17 protein-coding genes are annotated in these 19,628 nt (G+C 52.2%); 12 read left to right on the top strand and 5 right to left on the bottom strand.

The window, feature by feature from the left end:
- Positions 1-39: 39 nt before the first annotated feature.
- Positions 40-807 (bottom strand): zinc transporter ZupT, encoded by a 768-nt coding sequence (gene zupT, locus DY231_RS19725; protein WP_034493227.1) that lies wholly within the window; start codon positions 805-807, stop codon positions 40-42.
- Positions 808-1,006: 199 nt separating this feature from the next.
- Here zupT and ygiD point away from each other — a divergent pair, with 199 nt between their 5' ends.
- Positions 1,007-1,795 (top strand): 4,5-DOPA-extradiol-dioxygenase, encoded by a 789-nt coding sequence (gene ygiD, locus DY231_RS19720; protein ID WP_034493229.1) that lies wholly within the window; start codon positions 1,007-1,009, stop codon positions 1,793-1,795.
- Between the two features lie 31 nt (positions 1,796-1,826).
- Here ygiD and DY231_RS19715 read toward each other — a convergent pair whose 3' ends face one another.
- The 3 genes from DY231_RS19715 to tolC form a co-directional block, all read right to left on the bottom strand.
- Complete coding sequence (locus DY231_RS19715) at positions 1,827-2,987, bottom strand: glutathionylspermidine synthase family protein (RefSeq protein WP_034493231.1); 1,161 nt, start codon at positions 2,985-2,987, stop codon at positions 1,827-1,829.
- A gap of 6 nt (positions 2,988-2,993) precedes the next feature.
- On the bottom strand, positions 2,994-3,668 hold the full coding sequence (locus tag DY231_RS19710; RefSeq protein ID WP_115630963.1) for a DUF1190 family protein: 675 nt from the start codon (positions 3,666-3,668) through the stop codon (positions 2,994-2,996).
- Between the two features lie 159 nt (positions 3,669-3,827).
- The gene (gene tolC, locus DY231_RS19705; RefSeq protein WP_115630961.1) at positions 3,828-5,321 is read right to left on the bottom strand and encodes an outer membrane channel protein TolC; all 1,494 of its coding nucleotides are present in this window, start codon (positions 5,319-5,321) and stop codon (positions 3,828-3,830) included.
- A 212-nt stretch (positions 5,322-5,533) separates the two neighbouring features.
- On the opposite strand from tolC, the gene nudF reads away from it, so the two are divergent.
- From nudF to DY231_RS19650, 11 genes are all read left to right on the top strand, one after another.
- Positions 5,534-6,166, top strand: coding sequence for an ADP-ribose diphosphatase (nudF, locus tag DY231_RS19700; RefSeq protein WP_115630959.1), 633 nt, complete (start codon positions 5,534-5,536; stop codon positions 6,164-6,166).
- Positions 6,167-6,168: 2 nt separating this feature from the next.
- Entirely contained in the window at positions 6,169-6,591 is a 423-nt protein-coding gene (locus DY231_RS19695; RefSeq protein WP_034493238.1) for a DUF1249 family protein, read from the top strand.
- A gap of 25 nt (positions 6,592-6,616) precedes the next feature.
- Positions 6,617-7,444, top strand: coding sequence for a 3',5'-cyclic-AMP phosphodiesterase (gene cpdA, locus DY231_RS19690; RefSeq protein ID WP_115630957.1), 828 nt, complete (start codon positions 6,617-6,619; stop codon positions 7,442-7,444).
- On the top strand, positions 7,444-8,019 hold the full coding sequence (gene yqiA, locus DY231_RS19685) for an esterase YqiA (protein ID WP_115630955.1): 576 nt from the start codon (positions 7,444-7,446) through the stop codon (positions 8,017-8,019). The genes cpdA and yqiA overlap by 1 nt, the downstream gene beginning before the upstream one ends.
- A 44-nt stretch (positions 8,020-8,063) precedes the next feature.
- Entirely contained in the window at positions 8,064-9,959 is a 1,896-nt protein-coding gene (gene parE, locus DY231_RS19680; RefSeq protein WP_034493246.1) for a DNA topoisomerase IV subunit B, read from the top strand.
- Positions 9,960-10,144: 185 nt separating this feature from the next.
- On the top strand, positions 10,145-10,825 hold the full coding sequence (locus DY231_RS19675) for an N-acetylmannosamine-6-phosphate 2-epimerase (protein WP_115630953.1): 681 nt from the start codon (positions 10,145-10,147) through the stop codon (positions 10,823-10,825).
- A 13-nt stretch (positions 10,826-10,838) separates the two neighbouring features.
- A complete protein-coding gene (gene nanK, locus DY231_RS19670; RefSeq protein ID WP_115630951.1) occupies positions 10,839-11,714 on the top strand; it encodes an N-acetylmannosamine kinase in 876 nt (291 codons plus the stop codon).
- A 67-nt stretch (positions 11,715-11,781) separates the two neighbouring features.
- Positions 11,782-13,263, top strand: a complete 1,482-nt coding sequence (locus DY231_RS19665) for a sodium:solute symporter family protein (protein WP_115630949.1) — start codon at positions 11,782-11,784, stop codon at positions 13,261-13,263.
- 11 nt (positions 13,264-13,274) lie between these two features.
- A complete protein-coding gene (gene nanQ / locus DY231_RS19660) occupies positions 13,275-13,760 on the top strand; it encodes an N-acetylneuraminate anomerase (protein WP_115630947.1) in 486 nt (161 codons plus the stop codon).
- 158 nt (positions 13,761-13,918) lie between these two features.
- Positions 13,919-14,800: a MurR/RpiR family transcriptional regulator gene (locus DY231_RS19655; protein WP_115630945.1), complete on the top strand. Its 882-nt coding sequence runs from the start codon at positions 13,919-13,921 to the stop codon at positions 14,798-14,800.
- Positions 14,801-14,946: 146 nt separating this feature from the next.
- The gene (locus tag DY231_RS19650) at positions 14,947-15,840 is read left to right on the top strand and encodes a dihydrodipicolinate synthase family protein (protein ID WP_115630943.1); all 894 of its coding nucleotides are present in this window, start codon (positions 14,947-14,949) and stop codon (positions 15,838-15,840) included.
- Between the two features lie 40 nt (positions 15,841-15,880).
- Here DY231_RS19650 and DY231_RS19645 read toward each other — a convergent pair whose 3' ends face one another.
- Entirely contained in the window at positions 15,881-19,561 is a 3,681-nt protein-coding gene (locus tag DY231_RS19645) for an autotransporter outer membrane beta-barrel domain-containing protein (RefSeq protein ID WP_172588713.1), read from the bottom strand.
- Between the last annotated feature and the right edge of the window lie 67 nt (positions 19,562-19,628).

Here is a 19,628-nt window from a genome sequence, read left to right as displayed (position 1 = left end):
TAAAAAGCAAAAATCCCGGTTTTTACACCGGGATTTTTTTCAACCAATCCCATTGGTTTGCAATAACGTCAGGCTAAACCCCATCACTGCCATACCGCAAAGCACGCCATAACTCGGGTTGTTGTGCGGGTCTATTTCTTTGGCAAGCGGCATCAGTTCATCCACCGATAGCGCAACCATAATCCCTGCCACGGCGGCCATAATGGCAGCCATAAGAACCGGCGAAACCATCGGGCCTAAAATCAACCAGGCCAGCACACCACCCAGGATTTCGGCAAGTCCTGAAATCCCCGCCCAGAAAATGGCTTTACGCTTCGAGCCGGTAGCCGCGTAAACCGGGCCTGCAACGGCTAAACCTTCAGGAATGTTATGCAACGCTACCGCAAGTGCTATCCCCATTCCTAATTCCAGATTGCTGCTGGCCGTCACAAAGGTCGCAACACCTTCCGGGAAGTTATGCAAACTAATGCCGAGTGTCAGCAACAGCGCCGTGCGACGCAAATTGCGAGGCTGCGGTTTGCTGTCCATTAAATCTTGCGGATGCGCATGGGGCAGGGCGCGGTCAAGGGCGAAATAGCCCAACAGACCCACCATAAACATACCGTAGCCCAACACGGGTGACATTCCTTCGGTATGCAGCGCGGCAGGCAGCATTTCCATCAACGAGATAAGCAGCATAATGCCTGCTGCAAAACCGAGGGAAAATGCCAGCACACGGTTTGATGGCTTCTGGCCAAGCACGCCAAGAAAAGCGCCAATGAAAGTGGCTCCCCCGGCTAATAGGGTCAGGATCAAGGGTACTGACATTTATCACTCCTTTTGATAATGATTCTCATTCATATTAATGGGCGATGTGATAAAAATCGAGAGCCAGTTGAGAAGCTTTACACATCGCTTACATTCAAATTTCCTGAAGATCTTCATCATGCTTATCTGAGTTCTTCATACCGCAAAAACGCGTACTGTAGTTTTCATAAACTGAATGACCTGATTAAAGGACACCACCATGACAACTCAACGAATGCCTGCGCTGTTCCTCGGACACGGTAGCCCAATGAACGTGCTGGAAGATAACCAATATACCCAGGCATGGCGCCATTTGGGAGAGACCTTACCGCGCCCGAAAGCAATTGTGGTGGTATCTGCGCACTGGTTCACTAAAGGCACGGGTGTGACGGCAATGGAAACGCCAAAAACCATCCATGATTTTGGGGGTTTCCCACAGGCGCTCTACGATACTCATTATCCAGCACCGGGTTCGCCTGAGCTTGCCCAGCAGTTAGTCGACTTACTGGCCCCTGTTCCGGTCATGCAGGATAAAGAAGCCTGGGGTTTTGACCATGGCTCCTGGGGCGTGCTTATTAAGATGTACCCGAATGCTGATATTCCCATGGTGCAGCTCAGTATCGACAGCACGAAACCGGCAGCATGGCATTTCGAAATAGGCCGCAAGCTGGCGACGCTGCGCGATCAGGGCATCATGCTGATTGCCAGTGGCAACGTGGTTCATAACCTGCGCACTGCACGCTGGCACGGTGAAAACACGCCGTACCCATGGGCTGAGTCGTTTAACCAGTACGTGAAAGATAATCTCACATGGCTTGGGCCAGTCGCTGAACACCCGTTGGTGAACTATCTCCAGCATGAAGGTGGTTCGTTATCAAACCCAACAGCCGATCACTACTTGCCGTTGTTGTATGTCCTGGGGGCGTGGGATGGCAAAGAGCCGATTACGCTGCCGACAGACGGTATTGAGATGGGATCGTTAAGTATGCTTTCAGTTCAGATCGGTTAGCTAAAGGCGCGAATCTCGCGCCTTTAATTTATTACTCTACAAACACATGCGGATAGAAACGCGAAAGATCCTGAGTGATTAATTCGCGATCTTCACGAATGCCGATCCCCGCCGGTTGATCGTTGATGAGCCAGCTTCCGATCAGCACATAACTATCGCCAAATTTAGGCAACTGATAGAACTGCTGGACGATCATGCCTTCTTCGCCGTAGGGTCCATCGACACGGGCAATTTCTTCGCCATTTTCGATGATCTTCACGTTTGCCCCTTCGCGAGAGAAGATAGGCTTCACGACATACTTATCCATCTGCGGATAGTTATCTTCGGCGAAATAAGCAGGCAGCAAGTTGGGATGATCCGGGAACATTTCCCACAGCATCGGCAGCAATGCTTTGTTGGAGATAATGCTCTTCCAGGCAGGTTCCAGCCAGCGCACGCCAGCATCTTCAAGCTTGGTGGAGAACATCTCACGCAGCATAAATTCCCATGGATAGAGCTTGAACAGGTTGCTGATGACCTGGTCCTGCAAATCGGTGAACTGGCCTTTCTCGCCTAAACCGATGTCTTCCATGTAGACAAATTCGCTTGCCACTTCTGCTTCGGCTGCACAATCCTGCAAATACTGGACGGTACCGCGATCTTCTACGGTGTCCTGGCAGCAGGCAAAATGCACCAGATTAAAGCCGTGCTGCTGTTTTAATTCAGCAAAACGCTCGATCAGCTTTTCTTGCAGGCTGTTGAATTGATCGCTTCCCGCGGGGAGATTCCCAGCCTGAACCTGATCTTCAAGCCAGATCCACTGGAAGAATGCCGCTTCATACAAAGAGGTTGGCGTATCGGCGTTATTTTCCAGAAGTTTAGGCTCACCCACGCCATCCCACGCGATATCAAGACGCGAGTAGAGTGATGGTTGCTGGGTACGCCACGACTGGCGCACAAACTCCCAGGTGTGTTTAGGGATGCGGAATTTAGCCAGCAGCTCATCACTACTCACGACTTTTTCGACAACCTTCAGGCACATTTGATGCAGTTCAGCAGTCACTTCTTCCAGGCGTTCAACCTGTGGAAGCGTCAACTGGTAATAAGCGTCTTCACACCAGTACGGCTCGCCATACATGGTGTGGAAGTTGAAACCGTATTCTGTGGCTTTCTCGCGCCAGTCCGGGCGCTCAGTAATCGCAATTCTTTCCATAATTTCTTAGCCACCCATGGAGCGAGAAGAACCTGTTGCGCTGCTGCTGCGCTGCATCGTCGATTGTTTCGCTACGGAGTCACCGAAACCGCCACGAGTCACCGTGCTGGTGGTCGCAGGTTTTGGTGCCATCGCTGTTTTAGGGACGGTCGCGGTGCGGCCTGGCGTTGCTGCGCCATAGCTCTTGCCGCTGGCATCAGCATATTTGCCGTAAGCCGGGCTTGCCGGGTTTTTGGAGGTGAAAAGAGGTTGCTGCGCAAAGCCCGCACCGCCGCCCATAAGGCGACCCATCATGTAACCTGCCATCAACGGCATCCAGAAACTGCCGCTTTGCTGTGGCTGTGCCTGAGCTTGCTCACCCGCCATGCTCGCTTGAGCAGGAGCCTGCTGACATTGGCCTTCGCCAAACTCAGCGATACATTCTTCGCGTGATGCATATTTAGGAGCAGTACGTTCTGCTTCTTTCAGCGCGCTATTAAAAGCGGTTGTACATTCGGCACTTTTGCCTGGATTGGCTTGTGAGCAGTCATCCGCGTTTTGATACATGGAGACTGTTTCGTCATTTTGTTCGCAACCGGCAAGCATAAACACAGCGGTAACTGCCAGTGCGACCGGCGTCAAATGGCGTGCGTTCCAGCTTTTGCGGAACGATGCGTGATTTATGATTTTTGTCCGTTTCATTATTCTGTCCTGAGCCCAGTGGTTATGGTGCTTAGAATAGGGGATGAATGGTTGAAATTAAAGCGATGACGGCCGTTTGGAGGGAGATCTTTACTTTGCCTTACGTTCGAGTGCGTAAGTTGTGACGGGGGCATGTTGTCATGCCCCCGAGAACTATGATCAGTTAGCGAATGGGTTAGCTGATTTTTTGCTTGTTGCTGAAGCTGGGGTCGCTTTTGCAGGTGATGCCGGCGCAGTGGTTGCGGCTGTGTCGTCTGAATAACCATCAGCACGTGCGTTCTGGTCTGGCGTTTCAGGCGCAACACTTTCTGCGGTCGTTGGCACTGGTTTACCCAATGTACTGTTCAACGCAACAAGGTCCTGTTCGTTAAGTGTACCCAGTGCAGATTTGATATTCAGCTGGTTGATCAGGTAGTTATAACGAGCGCTGGAGAGCTGTTGTTTTGCGTTATACAGCGTAGTGGTCGCATCCAACACATCAACGATGGTACGAGTACCCACGGAATAGCCTGCTTCCATCGCATCTAAAGAGCTTTGCGCAGACACAACCGCTTGTTTGTAAGCGTTGATGGTACTGATAGACGCGTTAACGTTGTTAAACGAAGAACGAACGGTTTGCACAACACTGCGGTGTGCGCTTTCCAGTTGCTCGCTCGCGCCAACAAAGTTGTATTGCGCTTGTTTCACCTGGGAAGTCACAGAACCGCCGCTATACAATGGCAGCGAGAAATTCAGGCCGATTTTATTCTGGCCATTGTCACTGTCATTAAATGCCTGGCTGCTGCTGGTGGTCTTAGAACCGCTGTATGTGGTGTTAGAGACACCAGTGGAAGCAGTTAAACCAATGGTTGGCATATGCCCGGTTTCAGCATAGCGAATTTGTTCACGAGCTAAATCCTGAGACAGACGCGCTTGCAGCAATGCCAGGTTACGTTTTTCCGCTTCTTTCAGCAGATTATTAACGGCATCAGGTTTGTCTGTTTTGAAACCATCAACATTCAGCGAGGCCAGAGAAGGGTAGTAATTACCGGTAACCTGGCGCAGCGATTCTACCGCGTTATCCAGGTTGTTTCGTGCCGTCACTTCGTTGGCCAATACGTTGTCGTATTGCGCGCGGGCGTTTTGCACGTCGGTAATAGCAACCAGGCCTACGTTGAAGCGCTGAGTGGTTTGATCCAACTGGCGATAAATTGCCTGTTTCTGGGCTTCGGTGTAGGAGAGGGCGTCAATCGCGCTCAGCACGTTAAAATAGGCTGTTGCGGTGTTCAGAATCAGCGTTTGCTGATCGGTCTGATACGTCACGTCCTGAATACCCGCAGATTTTTCTTGCAGGGTCAGCTGACGCCATTTCGACATATCAAAAATGGTTTGCGTTAATTGCAAAGAAGCGCTGGTTACATTGGAGTCGACGCCGTTCGCATCATTGAAACCATTAGTGTATTCATAATCGGCACCAAGGCCGAGCTGCGGCAGTAATGGGCTGCGTGCTTCGTTAATTTTTTCGAATGCGGCATCACGGTCAGCAGCGGATTTACGTAGGTCCGGGTTGCTTACACGTGCCTGCTGATAAACCTGCATCAGGTTTTCTGCCTGGCTCATGGCACTGAAACCCGTTAGGCTCAGACCGATAAGAATTGGGAGCAGTTTCTTCATTTGCATTCCTTGTTGTGAAGCAGAATATTGTTTGTTAGCGCTGACAAGAGCCGAAAATGATCGCCGATTCTAGCAGAGTCTGCCAGCTGGGCTGCTTGGCGTAATGTGCCATCTGCCCTTAATTTTCATCAATCTACCACATAGCAAATGAAACGGCAGTCAAACTGGCTTGAAATTACGCACTCGTGACCATAAAAAATCAGGAAATTACTATGACTGAGCAAAACCCTCAACTTGTCACGTTAGGGAAAAACGATGTTGAAATTATTGCACGGGAAACGCTTTATAGCGGTTTTTTTTCGTTGGATCTTTATCGATTCCGCCATCGCTTGTTTAATGGCGAAATGAGTGGTGAAGTCCGACGCGAAATTTTAGAACGCGGGCATGCCGCAGTGCTGCTACCCTATGACCCTGTGCGAGACGAAGTTGTATTGATAGAACAGATTCGGATTGCAGCGTATGACACCAGCGAAAGCCCATGGTTACTGGAGCTGGTGGCCGGAATGATTGAAGAAGGTGAAAGCGTCGAAGACGTTGCGCGCCGTGAGGCCGTGGAAGAAGCCGGGCTGCTTGTCGGTCGTACAAAACCGGTGATCAACTACCTGGCAAGCCCGGGCGGCACCAGCGAACGTTTATCTATTCTCGTTGGGGAAGTCGATTCGACAACCGCTACGGGCATACATGGTCTGGCAGATGAAAACGAAGATATTCGGGTTCATGTCGTGAGCCGGGAACAGGCTTATCAGTTAGTAGAAGAAGGGAAAATCGACAACGCAGCTTCAGTCATCGCACTGCTTTGGCTGCAATTGCATCATAAGAAATTAAGAGAAGAGTGGAAGAAATAAACATGAAGCGCTACACACCTGACTTCCCTGAAATGATGCGCCTGTGCGAAACCAATTTTGCGCAACTTCGACGCCTGCTTCCTCGTCTTGACGAGGTGGGAGAAAAGGTCACATATCAGGTCAGTAGCGCCCAGTATCGGCTCACCATTCTTGAGTCGACTCGTTACACAACGCTTGTGCAAATTGAACAAACCGTCCCGGCGATAAGCTACTGGAGCCTGCCGTCAATGTCCGTCAGGCTCTATCATGACGCTATGGTCGCGGAAGTGTGTTCAAGTCAGCAGATCTTTCGTTTCAAAGCACGTTATGATTATCCTAATAAAAAGTTGCATCAACGCGACGAAAAGCATCAAATTAACCAGTTTCTGGCCGATTGGCTGCGGTATTGTTTAGCGCATGGAGCGATGGCGGTTCCGGTTTGTTAGTGAGGGTGAAACCTAAGGACACCATTTGGAAAGCCTGTTAAATCTTCCTGTGGCCGGTGGGGGCCAGATCAGGATCTTACAAATTACAGATACCCACCTGTTCTCTGGAAAGGACGAAACGCTGCTTGGTATCAATACCTGGATGAGCTATCAGGCGGTAATTGACGCCATCCTCGCCGAGCAGCGTCATTATGATCTTATTGTTGCCACTGGGGATTTAGCCCAGGATCACAGCGCGGAAGCCTACCAACATTTTGTTGAAGGCATTGCGGAGATTCTTGCGCCCTGTGTTTGGTTGCCGGGCAATCACGATTTCCAACCCGCGATGTTCAGCTCGTTGCTGGAAGCGGGAATTTCACCTGCGAAACAGGTTTTCCTTGGGGATAGCTGGCAAATTCTGATGCTCGACAGCCAGGTCTTTGGGGTTCCGCATGGTGAACTGAGTGATTATCAGCTCGACTGGCTGGAGCGGAAGCTCGCCGGAGCGCCTGAGCGCCATACCCTCTTACTTTTGCATCACCACCCGGTTCCGGCAGGCTGTAGCTGGCTGGATCAACACAGCCTGCGTAACGCCGCAGAGTTGGATAACGTGCTGCAAAAATTCCCGAAAGTAAAAACGTTGGTGTGTGGCCACATTCACCAGGAGTTAGATCTCGACTGGAATGGCCGCCGGATGTTGGCAACGCCGTCTACATGCGTCCAGTTTAAGCCGCATTGCGCGAACTTCACCCTCGACACCATTGAGCCTGGCTGGCGCTGGCTGGAACTTCATCCAAACGGTGAGGTGACGACTGAGGTTTGCCGCCTGAAAGGAGCGGTGTTTAACCCAGATACCGCTTCAGAAGGGTATTGATGTCTACGCTACTTTATCTCCACGGCTTCAACAGCTCGCCGCGTTCAGCCAAAGCCACCCGCTTTAAAGCGTGGCTTGCGCACCATCACCCGCATATCAACATGGTGATACCGGAATTGCCTCCGTATCCTGCTGAAGCAGCAGAACTGCTGGAGTCGCTGGTACTGGAACACGGCGGTGAGCCGCTGGGCGTTGTCGGCTCCTCTTTGGGCGGCTATTACGCCACCTGGCTGTCGCAATGTTTCATGCTGCCAGCGGTTGTGGTCAACCCGGCGGTACGTCCTTTTGAATTGCTGGTCGATTATCTCGGCGCCAACGAGAACCCCTACACCGGGCAGCAATATGTGCTAGAGTCACGCCATATTTACGATCTTAAAGTCATGCAAGTGGACCCGTTAGAAGCGCCAGATCTCATCTGGTTATTGCAACAAACGGGTGACGAAGTGCTTGATTATCGCCAGGCGGTGGCATACTACACCCCCTGTCGCCAGACGGTAGAATCCGGTGGCAATCACGCCTTTGTAGGCTTCGAAGATTATTTCACACAGATAGTCGACTTCCTTGGCCTGCACTGAGGCCTGATGTCGGATTCTTGTTTCGCAATCTGAACGAATAAACCATGACGCAATCCAGTTATAACGCCGATGCCATTGAGGTACTCACCGGGCTTGAGCCTGTTCGCCGCCGTCCCGGGATGTACACCGACACCACCCGTCCAAACCATTTGGGCCAGGAAGTCATTGATAACAGCGTGGATGAAGCGCTGGCAGGCCATGCGAAGCGTGTTGATGTTATTCTCCATGCCGATCAGTCATTAGAAGTCATTGATGACGGGCGCGGTATGCCGGTTGATATCCACCCGGAAGAGGGCGTTCCGGCGGTCGAGCTTATTCTTTGTCGCCTGCATGCGGGCGGTAAATTCTCCAACAAAAACTATCAGTTCTCTGGCGGCTTGCACGGTGTCGGCATCTCTGTGGTTAACGCCTTGTCCAAACGTGTTGAAGTCACCGTGCGCCGCGACGCGCAGGTTTACAGCATCGCGTTTGAAAACGGCGACAAAGTCCAGGAACTGGCGGTCATCGGCACCTGTGGTAAACGCAACACCGGCACCAGCGTCCACTTTTGGCCAGACGCCTCATTCTTCGACAGCCCACGTTTCTCAGTTTCCCGTTTAAGCCATCTGCTCAAAGCCAAAGCGGTGCTTTGCCCGGGTGTGGAAATCACCTTTACCGACAAAGTGAACAACACCGAGCAACGCTGGTGTTATCAGGATGGTCTGCAAGACTATCTGTGCGAAGCGGTAAACGGCCTGCCGACGCTTCCGGAAAAGCCCTTTGTCGGCAACTTTGCTGGTGACGTTGAGCAAGTAGACTGGGCGCTGTTATGGCTGCCAGAAGGTGGCGAGCTGTTGACGGAAAGCTACGTCAACCTGATCCCAACCATGCAGGGCGGCACACACGTCAACGGTTTGCGCCAGGGTCTGCTGGATGCGATGCGCGAGTTTTGCGAATACCGCAATATTTTGCCACGTGGCGTCAAACTCTCAGCGGAAGATATCTGGGAACGCTGTGCCTACGTGCTCTCCGTGAAGATGCAGGATCCGCAGTTTGCCGGGCAAACCAAAGAGCGCCTGTCATCACGCCAGTGCGCTGCGTTCGTTTCTGGCGTTGTCAAAGATGCCTTCAGCCTGTGGCTGAACCAGAATATCCAGATTGCGGAACAACTCGCAGAACTGGCGATTTCCAGCGCCCAGCGCCGCATGCGTGCTGCCAAAAAAGTGGTGCGTAAAAAACTGACCAGCGGCCCGGCACTGCCTGGCAAACTGGCCGACTGCTCGGCGCAAGATTTGAGCCGTACTGAACTGTTCCTCGTGGAAGGGGATTCCGCAGGCGGTTCGGCGAAACAGGCTCGCGACCGCGAATATCAGGCGATCATGCCGCTCAAAGGTAAGATTCTGAATACGTGGGAAGTTTCTTCCGACGAAGTTCTGGCCTCGCAAGAAGTGCACGATATTTCTGTGGCGATCGGTATCGATCCTGACAGCGAAGATCTGAGCCAATTGCGCTACGGCAAAGTCTGTATCCTTGCGGATGCGGACTCCGATGGTTTGCACATCGCCACTCTTTTGTGCGCCCTGTTCGTGCGCCACTTCCGATCGCTGGTTCGCGGTGGACACGTTTATGTTGCGATGCCGCCGTTGTACCGTATCGATCTGGGCAAAGAAGTTTATTACGCTCTGGACGAAGAAGAAAAAGCGGGCGTGCTCGAGCAACTTAAACGTAAAAAAGGCAAGCCAAACGTGCAGCGCTTTAAAGGGCTGGGCGAAATGAACCCGCTGCAATTACGTGAAACCACGCTCGATCCAAACACTCGTCGTCTGGTGCAGCTCACCATTGATGATGAAGATAACGACAAAACCATGGCCATCATGGATATGCTGTTGGCGAAAAAGCGTTCCGAAGATCGTCGCAATTGGCTGCAAGATAAAGGCGATATGGCGGATATCGAAGTTTAATCGTCGCTCTCATAAATCAGGATCAACGGCTGCAAAGCGTTGATCCTTTTTTTTGCCTTCAGTTCTTTCTCCCCCGCGTTATGACTCCCTTCACATTTTTCCTGATTGTCGCTTGAAATAGTAATACTCCATCCGCTATTCTTTTTTGGAGTTAAACTTCATTTTGATGTGAAAGGCGGAGCAGAATGTCACTACTAGCAAAATTAGATAACAGCGTGCGTGAATGTGGCGGACTTATTGTCTCTTGCCAGCCAGTTCCAGGCAGTCCGATGGACCGCCCTGAAATTGTGGCGGCGATGGCGCAGGCTGCGGTGAATGCAGGTGCGGTCGCCGTTCGCATTGAAGGTATCGAAAATCTTAATGCGGTGCGCCCGCTGATTTCTGTTCCCATCATCGGCATTATCAAACGCGACCTGGAAGACTCGGCGGTGCGTATTACGCCTTTCTTGCAGGATGTGGATGCGCTCGCGAAAGCGGGGGCGGATATTATCGCGTTTGATGCCACTTTCCGCCCGCGCCCGGTGGCTATCGACGAACTCATTGCGCGTATTCACCACCACGGTTTACTCGCGATGGCAGATAGCTCAACAGTTGAAGAGGGGCTGAATTGCCAGCAACAAGGTGTTGAAATCATTGGTACTACCATGTCTGGCTACACTAGCGCGGTGACGCCACACGAACCCGATCTGGTGATGGTGTCTGAACTGAGCAATGCAGGCTGCCGCGTGATTGCAGAAGGTCGCTACAACTCCCCTGAACTGGCCGCCCAGGCTATCGACCACGGTGCATGGGCTGTGACCGTCGGTTCTGCCATCACGCGTATTGAACATATTTGCCAGTGGTTCAGTGATGCCGTTAAGCGCTAAACCGGAGAAAACAATGAACACACTTGCCATTGATATCGGCGGCACCAAACTGGCTGCGGCACTCATTAACTCAGCCCTGGAAATCTCGCAGCGCATGGAAATCCCAACGCCTGCGAACGCGGAACCACAAGCGCTGGAGCAGGCATTAGCGCAATTAGTTGAGGCTTATCAAGGGAAAGCGCAGCGTGTGGCTGTGGCGTCTACCGGCATCATTGATAAGGGCATTCTCACTGCGCTGAACCCAGATAACCTTGGCGGGCTGAACCATTTCCCATTGCAGGCCATTGTAGAAAAATATACCGGCCTGCCGTGCGTTGTGCTCAACGATGCCCAAGCCGCCGCGTGGGCTGAATATTGTCATTTGTCGGCACAATTCAAGCACGTCACGTTTATCACCGTTTCTACCGGCGTCGGTGGCGGCATCGTTATCAATGGCGAGTTATTAATCGGTCCACATGCCTTTGCAGGTCATATCGGCCACATTCAGGCCGATCCGAATGGCCCACGTTGTGGATGCGGGCGCGTGGGTTGTGTTGAAGCTATTGCTTCCGGGCGTGCCATCGCGGCGGGAGCCACTCAAGAACTCGAGGGTAGAAATGCCCGTGAAATTTTTGCTCAGGCTCATTCGGGCAACTTACAGGCACAACAGCGAGTCGCGCGCTCGGCGCAGGCCATCTGCCAGTTAATCGCCAATCTTAAAGCGCTACTCGACACCGAATGTATCGTGCTCGGCGGAAGTGTGGGTCTGGCGGAGGGTTATCGCCAGCAGGTTGAACATCAGCTCGCACAGCTTCCGCAGGCATTCCGGGTTCCCGTTTACTCCGCGCATTATCAACACGATGCAGGGTTAATGGGTGCCGCCCTCTGGTCTGAACATCTCGCTGTCTGAACATTTATAAAACATCAAATTCAGAAAGCACCCTCATCCCTACAATAAACATAAGCAGGAAAGTGTCATCATGACTCACTCTTTCGGCATCTTTAACTACCTTGTTCTTTTCGGCTATTTACTGGCTATGATGCTAGTCGGTGTTTACTTCTCAAAGCGCCAGAAAACGGCAGATGATTATTTCCGTGGCGGTGGCCGCATCCCCGGCTGGGCTGCGGGTGTCAGCGTGTTTGCCACTACACTAAGTTCGATTACGTTTATGTCGATCCCAGCCAAAGCCTTTACGTCGGACTGGACGTTTATCCTCGGCCAATATCTGGCGATAGCGATTTTGCCTCTGGTGTTTTACTTCTACATTCCCTTCTTCCGTAAGTTAAAAGTCACTTCTGCTTACGAATATCTGGAAGCCCGCTTTGATGTGCGCAGCCGCTTGTTTGCCAGCGTCTCATTTATGCTGTTTCACATTGGCCGCATCGCCATTATTACCTTCTTAACCGTGCTGGCCCTGCGCCCGTTTATCGGCATTGATCCGGTCGTTCTGGTGCTGTTGATTAGCGTGATGTGCATTATTTATACCTGGATGGGCGGTATCGAAGGCGTTATCTGGACGGATGTGATTCAGGGGCTATTGCTCTCAGGCAGTGCCGTTCTCATTTTCGTGGTGATTTGCTTCAAAGTGCAGGGCGGCGTCGGTGAAATCTTTACGGTCACTCAGCATGCCGATAAATTCTTCCCGGCCTCACAGTTCCGCTGGAGCTGGACTGAAAGCACAGTGCCTGTGCTGATGATTGGTTTCCTGTTTGCCAATATTCAGCAATTTACCGCCAGTCAGGATGTGGTTCAGCGTTATATCGTCACCGACTCCATTGAAGAAACCAAAAAGACGCTGCTCACCAACGCCAAACTGGTCGCTGTTGTTCCTATCTTCTTCTTCGCGATTGGTTCGGCACTGTTTGTTTACTACCAGCAAAACCCAACGTTGTTACCGGCGGGCTTTAACATTGGCGGCATCTTACCGCTATTCGTCGTGACAGAAATGCCACCGGGTATTGCGGGTCTGATTATCGCTGCGATTTTTGCCGCCGCGCAGTCCAGCATTTCGAGCAGCCTGAACAGTATCTCCAGTTGCTTTAACTCTGATATTTACCAGCGACTGAGCCGTCAGAAAAGAACGCCGGAAAACAGCATGCGCATGGCCAAGCTGGTTATCCTGATTGCGGGAATACTCAGCAGCGCTGCGACTGTCTGGCTGGTGATGGCGGATGAATCAGAAATCTGGGATGCGTTTAACAGCCTGATTGGCCTGATGGGCGGCCCAATGACAGGCCTGTTTATGCTGGGTATTTTCTGCAAACGTGCCAATGCCGGCAGTGCGGCACTCGGTATCGTGGTAAGTATTGTGGCGGTGTTAGTCGCGCGCTATGCCACCGACCTTAACTTCTTCTTCTACGGTGTGATTGGCTCGCTGAGTGTGGTGATCAGCGGCGTTATTTTCGCGCCATTATTTGCTTCAGCGCCGCCACTGACGCTTGATGAATCACGTGAGTAAAAGGTGAAACCATGATTTTAGGGAAAGTGACAGAACTCAGAGCGCAGAGCGGGATTGCCCCCCAACTGCTGGCCATCATTAAACAGGCGCTGGCACTGCGTCCGGAAACGCTCAGTGCCGGGCGTCATGAGATAGACGGTGACGATATCTTTATGAATGTCATGACATTTGAGACAGCCGAGCCGGAGAGTAAGCGGTACGAGCAGCATCGTGAGTATTTTGATATTCAGGTGTTACTCAGCGGCCAGGAACGGATTGATTTTGGCCCGCTCGGGGCAGCAATCGCGCCCGATATTTATCATGAAGACGACGATTACCTGCTGTGTGATGCGGTTTCGCCGCGTCAGACATTGCACTTGCAGCCGGGAATGTTCGCCATATTTCTGCCGGGCGAGCCACACAAGCCGGGTTGTATCAGCGAAACGACACAAGCGATCAGCAAAGTCGTGATTAAGGTGAGCTACCGTTGCTTAGGGAGCGAAAGTTTTACGTCATAATAAAATGAGTTAACAAACCTGTTTTTCTTTGACGGCGCGATGCGGCATACCCCCTATGCTGACATCGCGCTTTTTTTACCGCCACAGACTTGCTACGCTTTGACCCATTCGATATTGCAGGCTTTTTGCCACCTTTCGCCCTACAGAGCAGGAAATTTATGGAGCCTCAAGCGCTACGCCTTAAACCTGGAAAAATCCTCGACACATTAGGGGCGATGCAAAATAGCCTGACGCGCGTTTCCCAGCGTATCGCGCAGTTCATTCTGACTTCTCCGCAGCAGGTCACTCAGCTTTCCATCGCCGAGCTTTCGCGTGAAACGCAGGCGGGCGAGGCCACCGTTATCCGCTTTTGCCGCACCCTGGGTTATAAGGGGTTCCAGGACTTTAAAATGGACCTGGCCATTGAACTTGCCACGACGGAACCGTACAACAACAGCCCGTTGCTGGATGGCGAAATCAGTGAGTCTGACGATGCGCACACCATCGGTTTAAAACTGCAAAGCACGATAAACAATGTGTTATCTGAAACCCTTAATCTGCTGGATATGAACCAGGTTATTCAGGTCGTTAACGCGCTGCGTACCAGCAACTCGGTATATATCTTCGGTGTCGGTTCTTCGGGGATCACCGCAGAAGACATGAAACATAAGCTGATGCGCATTGGATTACGGGTCGATGCCGTCACCAATAACCACTTCATGTATATGCAGGCCACGTTATTAAAAGCCGGTGATGTCGCGATTGCGATAAGCCACACCGGGACTTCTCCAGAAACTGTCCACGCGCTCAAACTCGCCAGAGAGGCGGGAGCCACCACAGTCGCGCTGACCCATAATCTTGGCTCTCCATTAATCGATGTTGCAGACTTTAGTCTGATTAACGGCAACCGCCAGGGCATGCTGCAAGGTGACTCGATTGGCACCAAAACGGCGCAGCTCTTTGTGCTCGATTTACTCTATACCTTGTTGGTTCAGGCCGCCCCGGAGCAGGCTCGCGAAAGCAAATTGCGCACGATGGACGCACTGAATATCGCAAAATAATGTCGCATTAGCGGCATTGATCACAGTTCAACGTATTTAGCCTTTTCCGTCCGTGGTGATGGTTGCATCACTCCATTTGTCGCCTTAATATAGAGTTAAACTTCATTATCAAAAATCATTAGAAGTAAAACTCCAGAGAGGCTTGCATGGAAAAGTTAACGGGCTTAATCGCCGCGCCACATACCCCATTTACCGCTGATGGAAGTGTCAATTATCCGGTTATTGACCAGATTGCCGCACATCTGATTCAGCAGGGGGTGAAAGGGGCTTATGTCTGCGGGACCACCGGCGAAGGCATTCATTGCTCGGTTGAGGAACGTAAAAAAATTGCCGAACGTTGGGTAAGTGCCAGCGACGGCAAACTGAGTATCACCCTGCACACCGGTGCACTGAGCATTGCCGATTCCCTCGAACTGAGCCGCCACGCTGAAACTCTGGATATCTTTGCCACTTCGGTGATTGGCCCGTGCTTCTTCAAACCCGGCAACATTGACGACCTGGTGGAATACTGTCGCATCAACGCCGCTGCCGCACCGTCTAAAGGCTTTTACTATTACCATTCCGGTATGTCGGGTGTGAATCTCGATATGGAGCAATTCTTACTCGTGGCCGCAGACCGCATTCCGAACCTGACCGGAATGAAATTCAACTCCAGCGACATGTACGAATATCAGCGCTGCGTGCGGGTGAATAACGGTCAGTTTGATATCCCATTTGGTGTCGATGAGTTTTTACCCGCGGGCCTGGCATGCGGAGCCGTGGGCGCGGTTGGCAGCACCTACAACTACGCGGCGCCGTTATATCACCGCCTGATCGATAGCTTTAATCGCGGCGATCAACAAGACGTGGCGGCGTGCATGGATAAAGTCATCGCCATCATCCGTGTGCTGGTTCAGTACGGTGGTGTGGCTGCTGGTAAAGTGGCGATGAAACTTCATGGTATTGATGTTGGCGATCCGCGTCGTCCGCTTCGCCCGATGACTGAGCAGCAAAAACAAGATGCATTGCAGGCATTACGTAAAGCTGACTTCCTGATGTAATGGATGGAAGGCTCTATATCCATAGAGCCTTCCGTTTTGGTCAGAACTTAATTTTTATCCCCGCAATCCCGCCGTAATTCACGCTACTACCTTCAAACGACTTCTCAACGCTCAACGATCCGGTAAGTGACACCGACTGATTTAGTTGATGGTCCACGCCTGCATTCAACTGCCCCCAGGTACCGCCGCTATTGGTAGTGAAGGGAATGTAACCGTCCTGCGAAGAAAACTCGGTTTTAGACTCGCCTTTAAATTCATGCAAAATGCCGGGGCGAATCCAGGCGGTGGTGCGGGTTTTATCCGCCTTGTTGTCTTGCGAATCCTCGTGATTCCAGGTTTGATGAACGCGCACGCTGACCCGTCCGGTGAGTGAGTCGGCCCGGTCAAACTTCACTCCCGACGCCCGGTCGCGGGTGTTATCCAGTTTCACCGTCGAGTAAATCAGCTGCGCCTGCGGCTCAATAAAACGCTGAACGTCTTCGTCAGGCTGCCACGGATAACCCGTCTCAGCAGAGGCGCTTAACCCGTAACCTTTGGTTTTCATCGGGCTAAGATCGGTCGGGCTGGACTCCATATACAAGCGGTTGTACTGAGCGACCACATCGAGATAACTTCCCGCAGGTGTAAAGTGTGTCCAGTAGCCGCCAACGCCCCATGATTTCAGGGTATTGCGCCCGGCATTCCCACCGTCGGTATGCGTGACCTTACTGTTTATTTTGCCGATGTTCCCCAGCACCCCGGCAAAATTTGAACTGCTGTCATCTTTACTTTCGCGATACAAATCAATGCCAAGCTGAATGGCATTGAGCGAAAAGCGTGACTGTGGCCCGTCAAAATCAGACTTGCCCTGTTTGTAGATAAACCGTCCCCAGCTCATATGCGGCGATTCAGTGGCCTGAGTGATTTTTTGCGGGCTGGCGAACTGCTCCCCGGTGCGTTCATGCAGGCTATCAACCAGCATCCGGCTATAGAGCAGCGCGAGTTGAGGAATATCCTGATACAGCGAGGTTTCCGCCCGGTAATTCGGTATAGCAGCCGGTGGTTCGGCAGGTGCGGATGGTTTTACATCATCCACCGCAGGCTTTTCGTCTGGCGTCAGATCGGGATCGGGATCAGCGGGTGGTGGTGCAGGGGGATCAACCTCTTCAACGACTCTTTGCGGCTCTTTGTTCGAGCGCAAATACCAGGCTTCTTCATTGCTGTCATCGACGCTGGAACGGTACAACGAATATTCATACGGTCCGGCTTTCACTTTGTTGAGCAGGCTGAATGCTTGCGGGTCGGTGGTCGCCCCGCTAATGGCATCGACCACTTTAATGCCGTTGCCGCGCGTCAGCGCGCCGCTGCCATCGGTGTTGGTGATTTTAAGATTGGTTGCGCCATCGGCATGACCGCCATTAATCACCAGTTGGTCGGAGGGGGAATTGTCATCATGCAGATGGGTATTTAATGCAATCGTCCCGTTATCGCCGTGATAGTTATTCACCGTCAGCGTTTTGTACTGGTGGTTTTCGGGGGAACTGAAATTGATCAGGCTTTGATTATTGTTGAGCGTACTGAGCACCGAATTGCCGGTTAAAAACCACAAACTGGTGTTGTTTAACGCCACTTCTGAATATGCATTGGACGCTGTTAACGCCGCCCCGGTTGCAATGCTCCCGGACAGGTTGATGTGGGCGTTGCCTGGCAAATTACCGACGCCGTTATTTGCCTGCAACCACTGGCTTTCGCCCGTCACCCGGCTGTTTTGCATCTTGATACCGGCATAACCCGTGGTTTGGATACCGTGGCCGTGCTCGCTTGTCAGCGTCGCGTTGGTTAAATTTGCCTGCCCGGTCCAGGCCTGAGAACCCTGAACCGCCAGCGCCGCCGCACTGTCGCCGCGGGTTGTAGCCACTACATTATCCGCCAGAACCTGCCCGCCATTGCTCGCCAGAATACCGTGTGACAACTCACCGTCGGTGGAAACAACGGTGTTTTTAGCCGTCAGCCCGGCTCCGGCTTCAGCCCACAGGCCGCGTGAGTTATCGCCGTGAGTTGCCAGCGCCACGTTATTAAGCGCCATCTGCGCGGTTTCAGATTTATATTTTCGGCCAACAAACGCACCAGTCGCATTATCTCCCAGTGTCTCAACCGAAACGTTCGTCGCTGAAAGATTCACATCGCCCGGTTTTGCCGCGCCAATGCCGGCATATAAGCCTACAGAGTTTTCACCCAACGTTTTCACCGACAAATTCTTCAGGATGAGACTACCGCCGTCATCGGCGGTAGCGCCGTAGGCCTGAGAACCTTTCGTCACCAGTGTGGTTCCATCCACTGTCAGCATCGCGCCTGCGCTGCGAGAGGCGACTGCGTGTGGAAAGGTGAGATTGGACGCTACTGGCGAGCCATTCCCGGTGGTGGTGACACTTCCTCCCGTTACGCTCACGGTGGCGCCGATGTTCGCTACAATCCCCATCGCATTATCGTTGCCGGAAGTATTGATATGGCTGTTGGTAATGACCGCCGTGCTGTTAGCAACACCAATCCCGGTGCCGTAATTGCCGGAAGTGGTAATTCTGGAGGTGTTCACTTCAAGCTGGCTGTTGTTGATGGCACTGATACCGCTGGCAGGGTTTTCCGTAGTGATAATTTCGCTGTCTTTCAGAATTAGCGCAGAACCGGCACCCTGAAGCAGGATCCCCGGCGACCATGGCCCGCTTATACCGGGGGCTGCGGTAGTGGTCATTTTGCTGCTGATAATCTCAGCGCTGGCACCGTCATTGATATTCACACTTGAGCTGCGTGCGCCACGCGTTTCAATCGTTGTATTGCCGATCTGCGCGTGAGATCCCGCGCCTTCCACGGAAACGCCGTGGCTTTGGCTCCCGGTGGTGGTCATGCTGGAATTTGTCACGGAAACAGACGCACCTGAAATTGCCCGGGCAGCAGAGCTTGAGTGTACGGCATTCCCCGCGCCGCTGACGAAGACCGTGCTGTTAGCGAGGGAAATTGCGCTGTTATTGCCTTCGGCGCGGCTTCCTCCCTGATTCGTACCGGTCACGGACATCGTCAGTCCCGTTCCGGTTATGCTCGCCCCAGACAAGGCATGAAGTGCGGCGGTTGTGGTGCTGCTGGTGGCTGCGCCAGAGCTTGTTATCTGGCTGTTTTTAAGGGAGATCTCACCTTTATTTTCTGCTCTGGCAGCACTGGCGCTAACGGCTGAAGTGGTAAGTTGCAAGCCCTCGCCGTGAATAGAAGAGTTGTCGTCGCTTGCCAGCAGCACATGGCTGTAGTTACCCGAGGTTTCAACAGACGTCTCTTTCAAATCGACACTGCCGCCCTGTTTCGCGGTGATACCTACACTGCTGGAAGAGTATGTCTTTACGCTTGAACGATTAAGCGCTGCCAGGGAACTGTTGCCCGTTGCAACAATCCCACGGTTGTTGATTCCCTTTGTACCGCCGCCCATCGTGACGCTACTGTTTTCGAGACTCAGCTTTCCGTTCTCAACGAGCACGCCGGTCATATCACTGGCAGTGACAATGGCGCTCGCCGCCGTCAGCGGTTCGAGAGTGATAATGGAATCAACAAGATCCACTCTGCTATCGCCTAAAATAAATACCCCGGTCTGGCCTTTTGCCCCTGCGGCAGCCGTCGCATTATTTTTTATCACCCCACGCGTTAGGGTAACGGTTCCACTATCTTCGATTTTTATTCCCGACGTATTTGCGGCACTCATTTTTATTGTTTCATCAAAGTACGAACCGCGAACAGAAATCCCTACGGAACCTATGCTCGTTACCAGT

The sequence above is a fragment of the Buttiauxella agrestis genome (assembly GCF_900446255.1).
Lineage (GTDB): Bacteria > Pseudomonadota > Gammaproteobacteria > Enterobacterales > Enterobacteriaceae > Buttiauxella > Buttiauxella agrestis.
The sequence above is the reverse complement of the archived record's forward strand: the minus strand, read 5'-3'. Positions and strand labels throughout refer to the sequence as shown.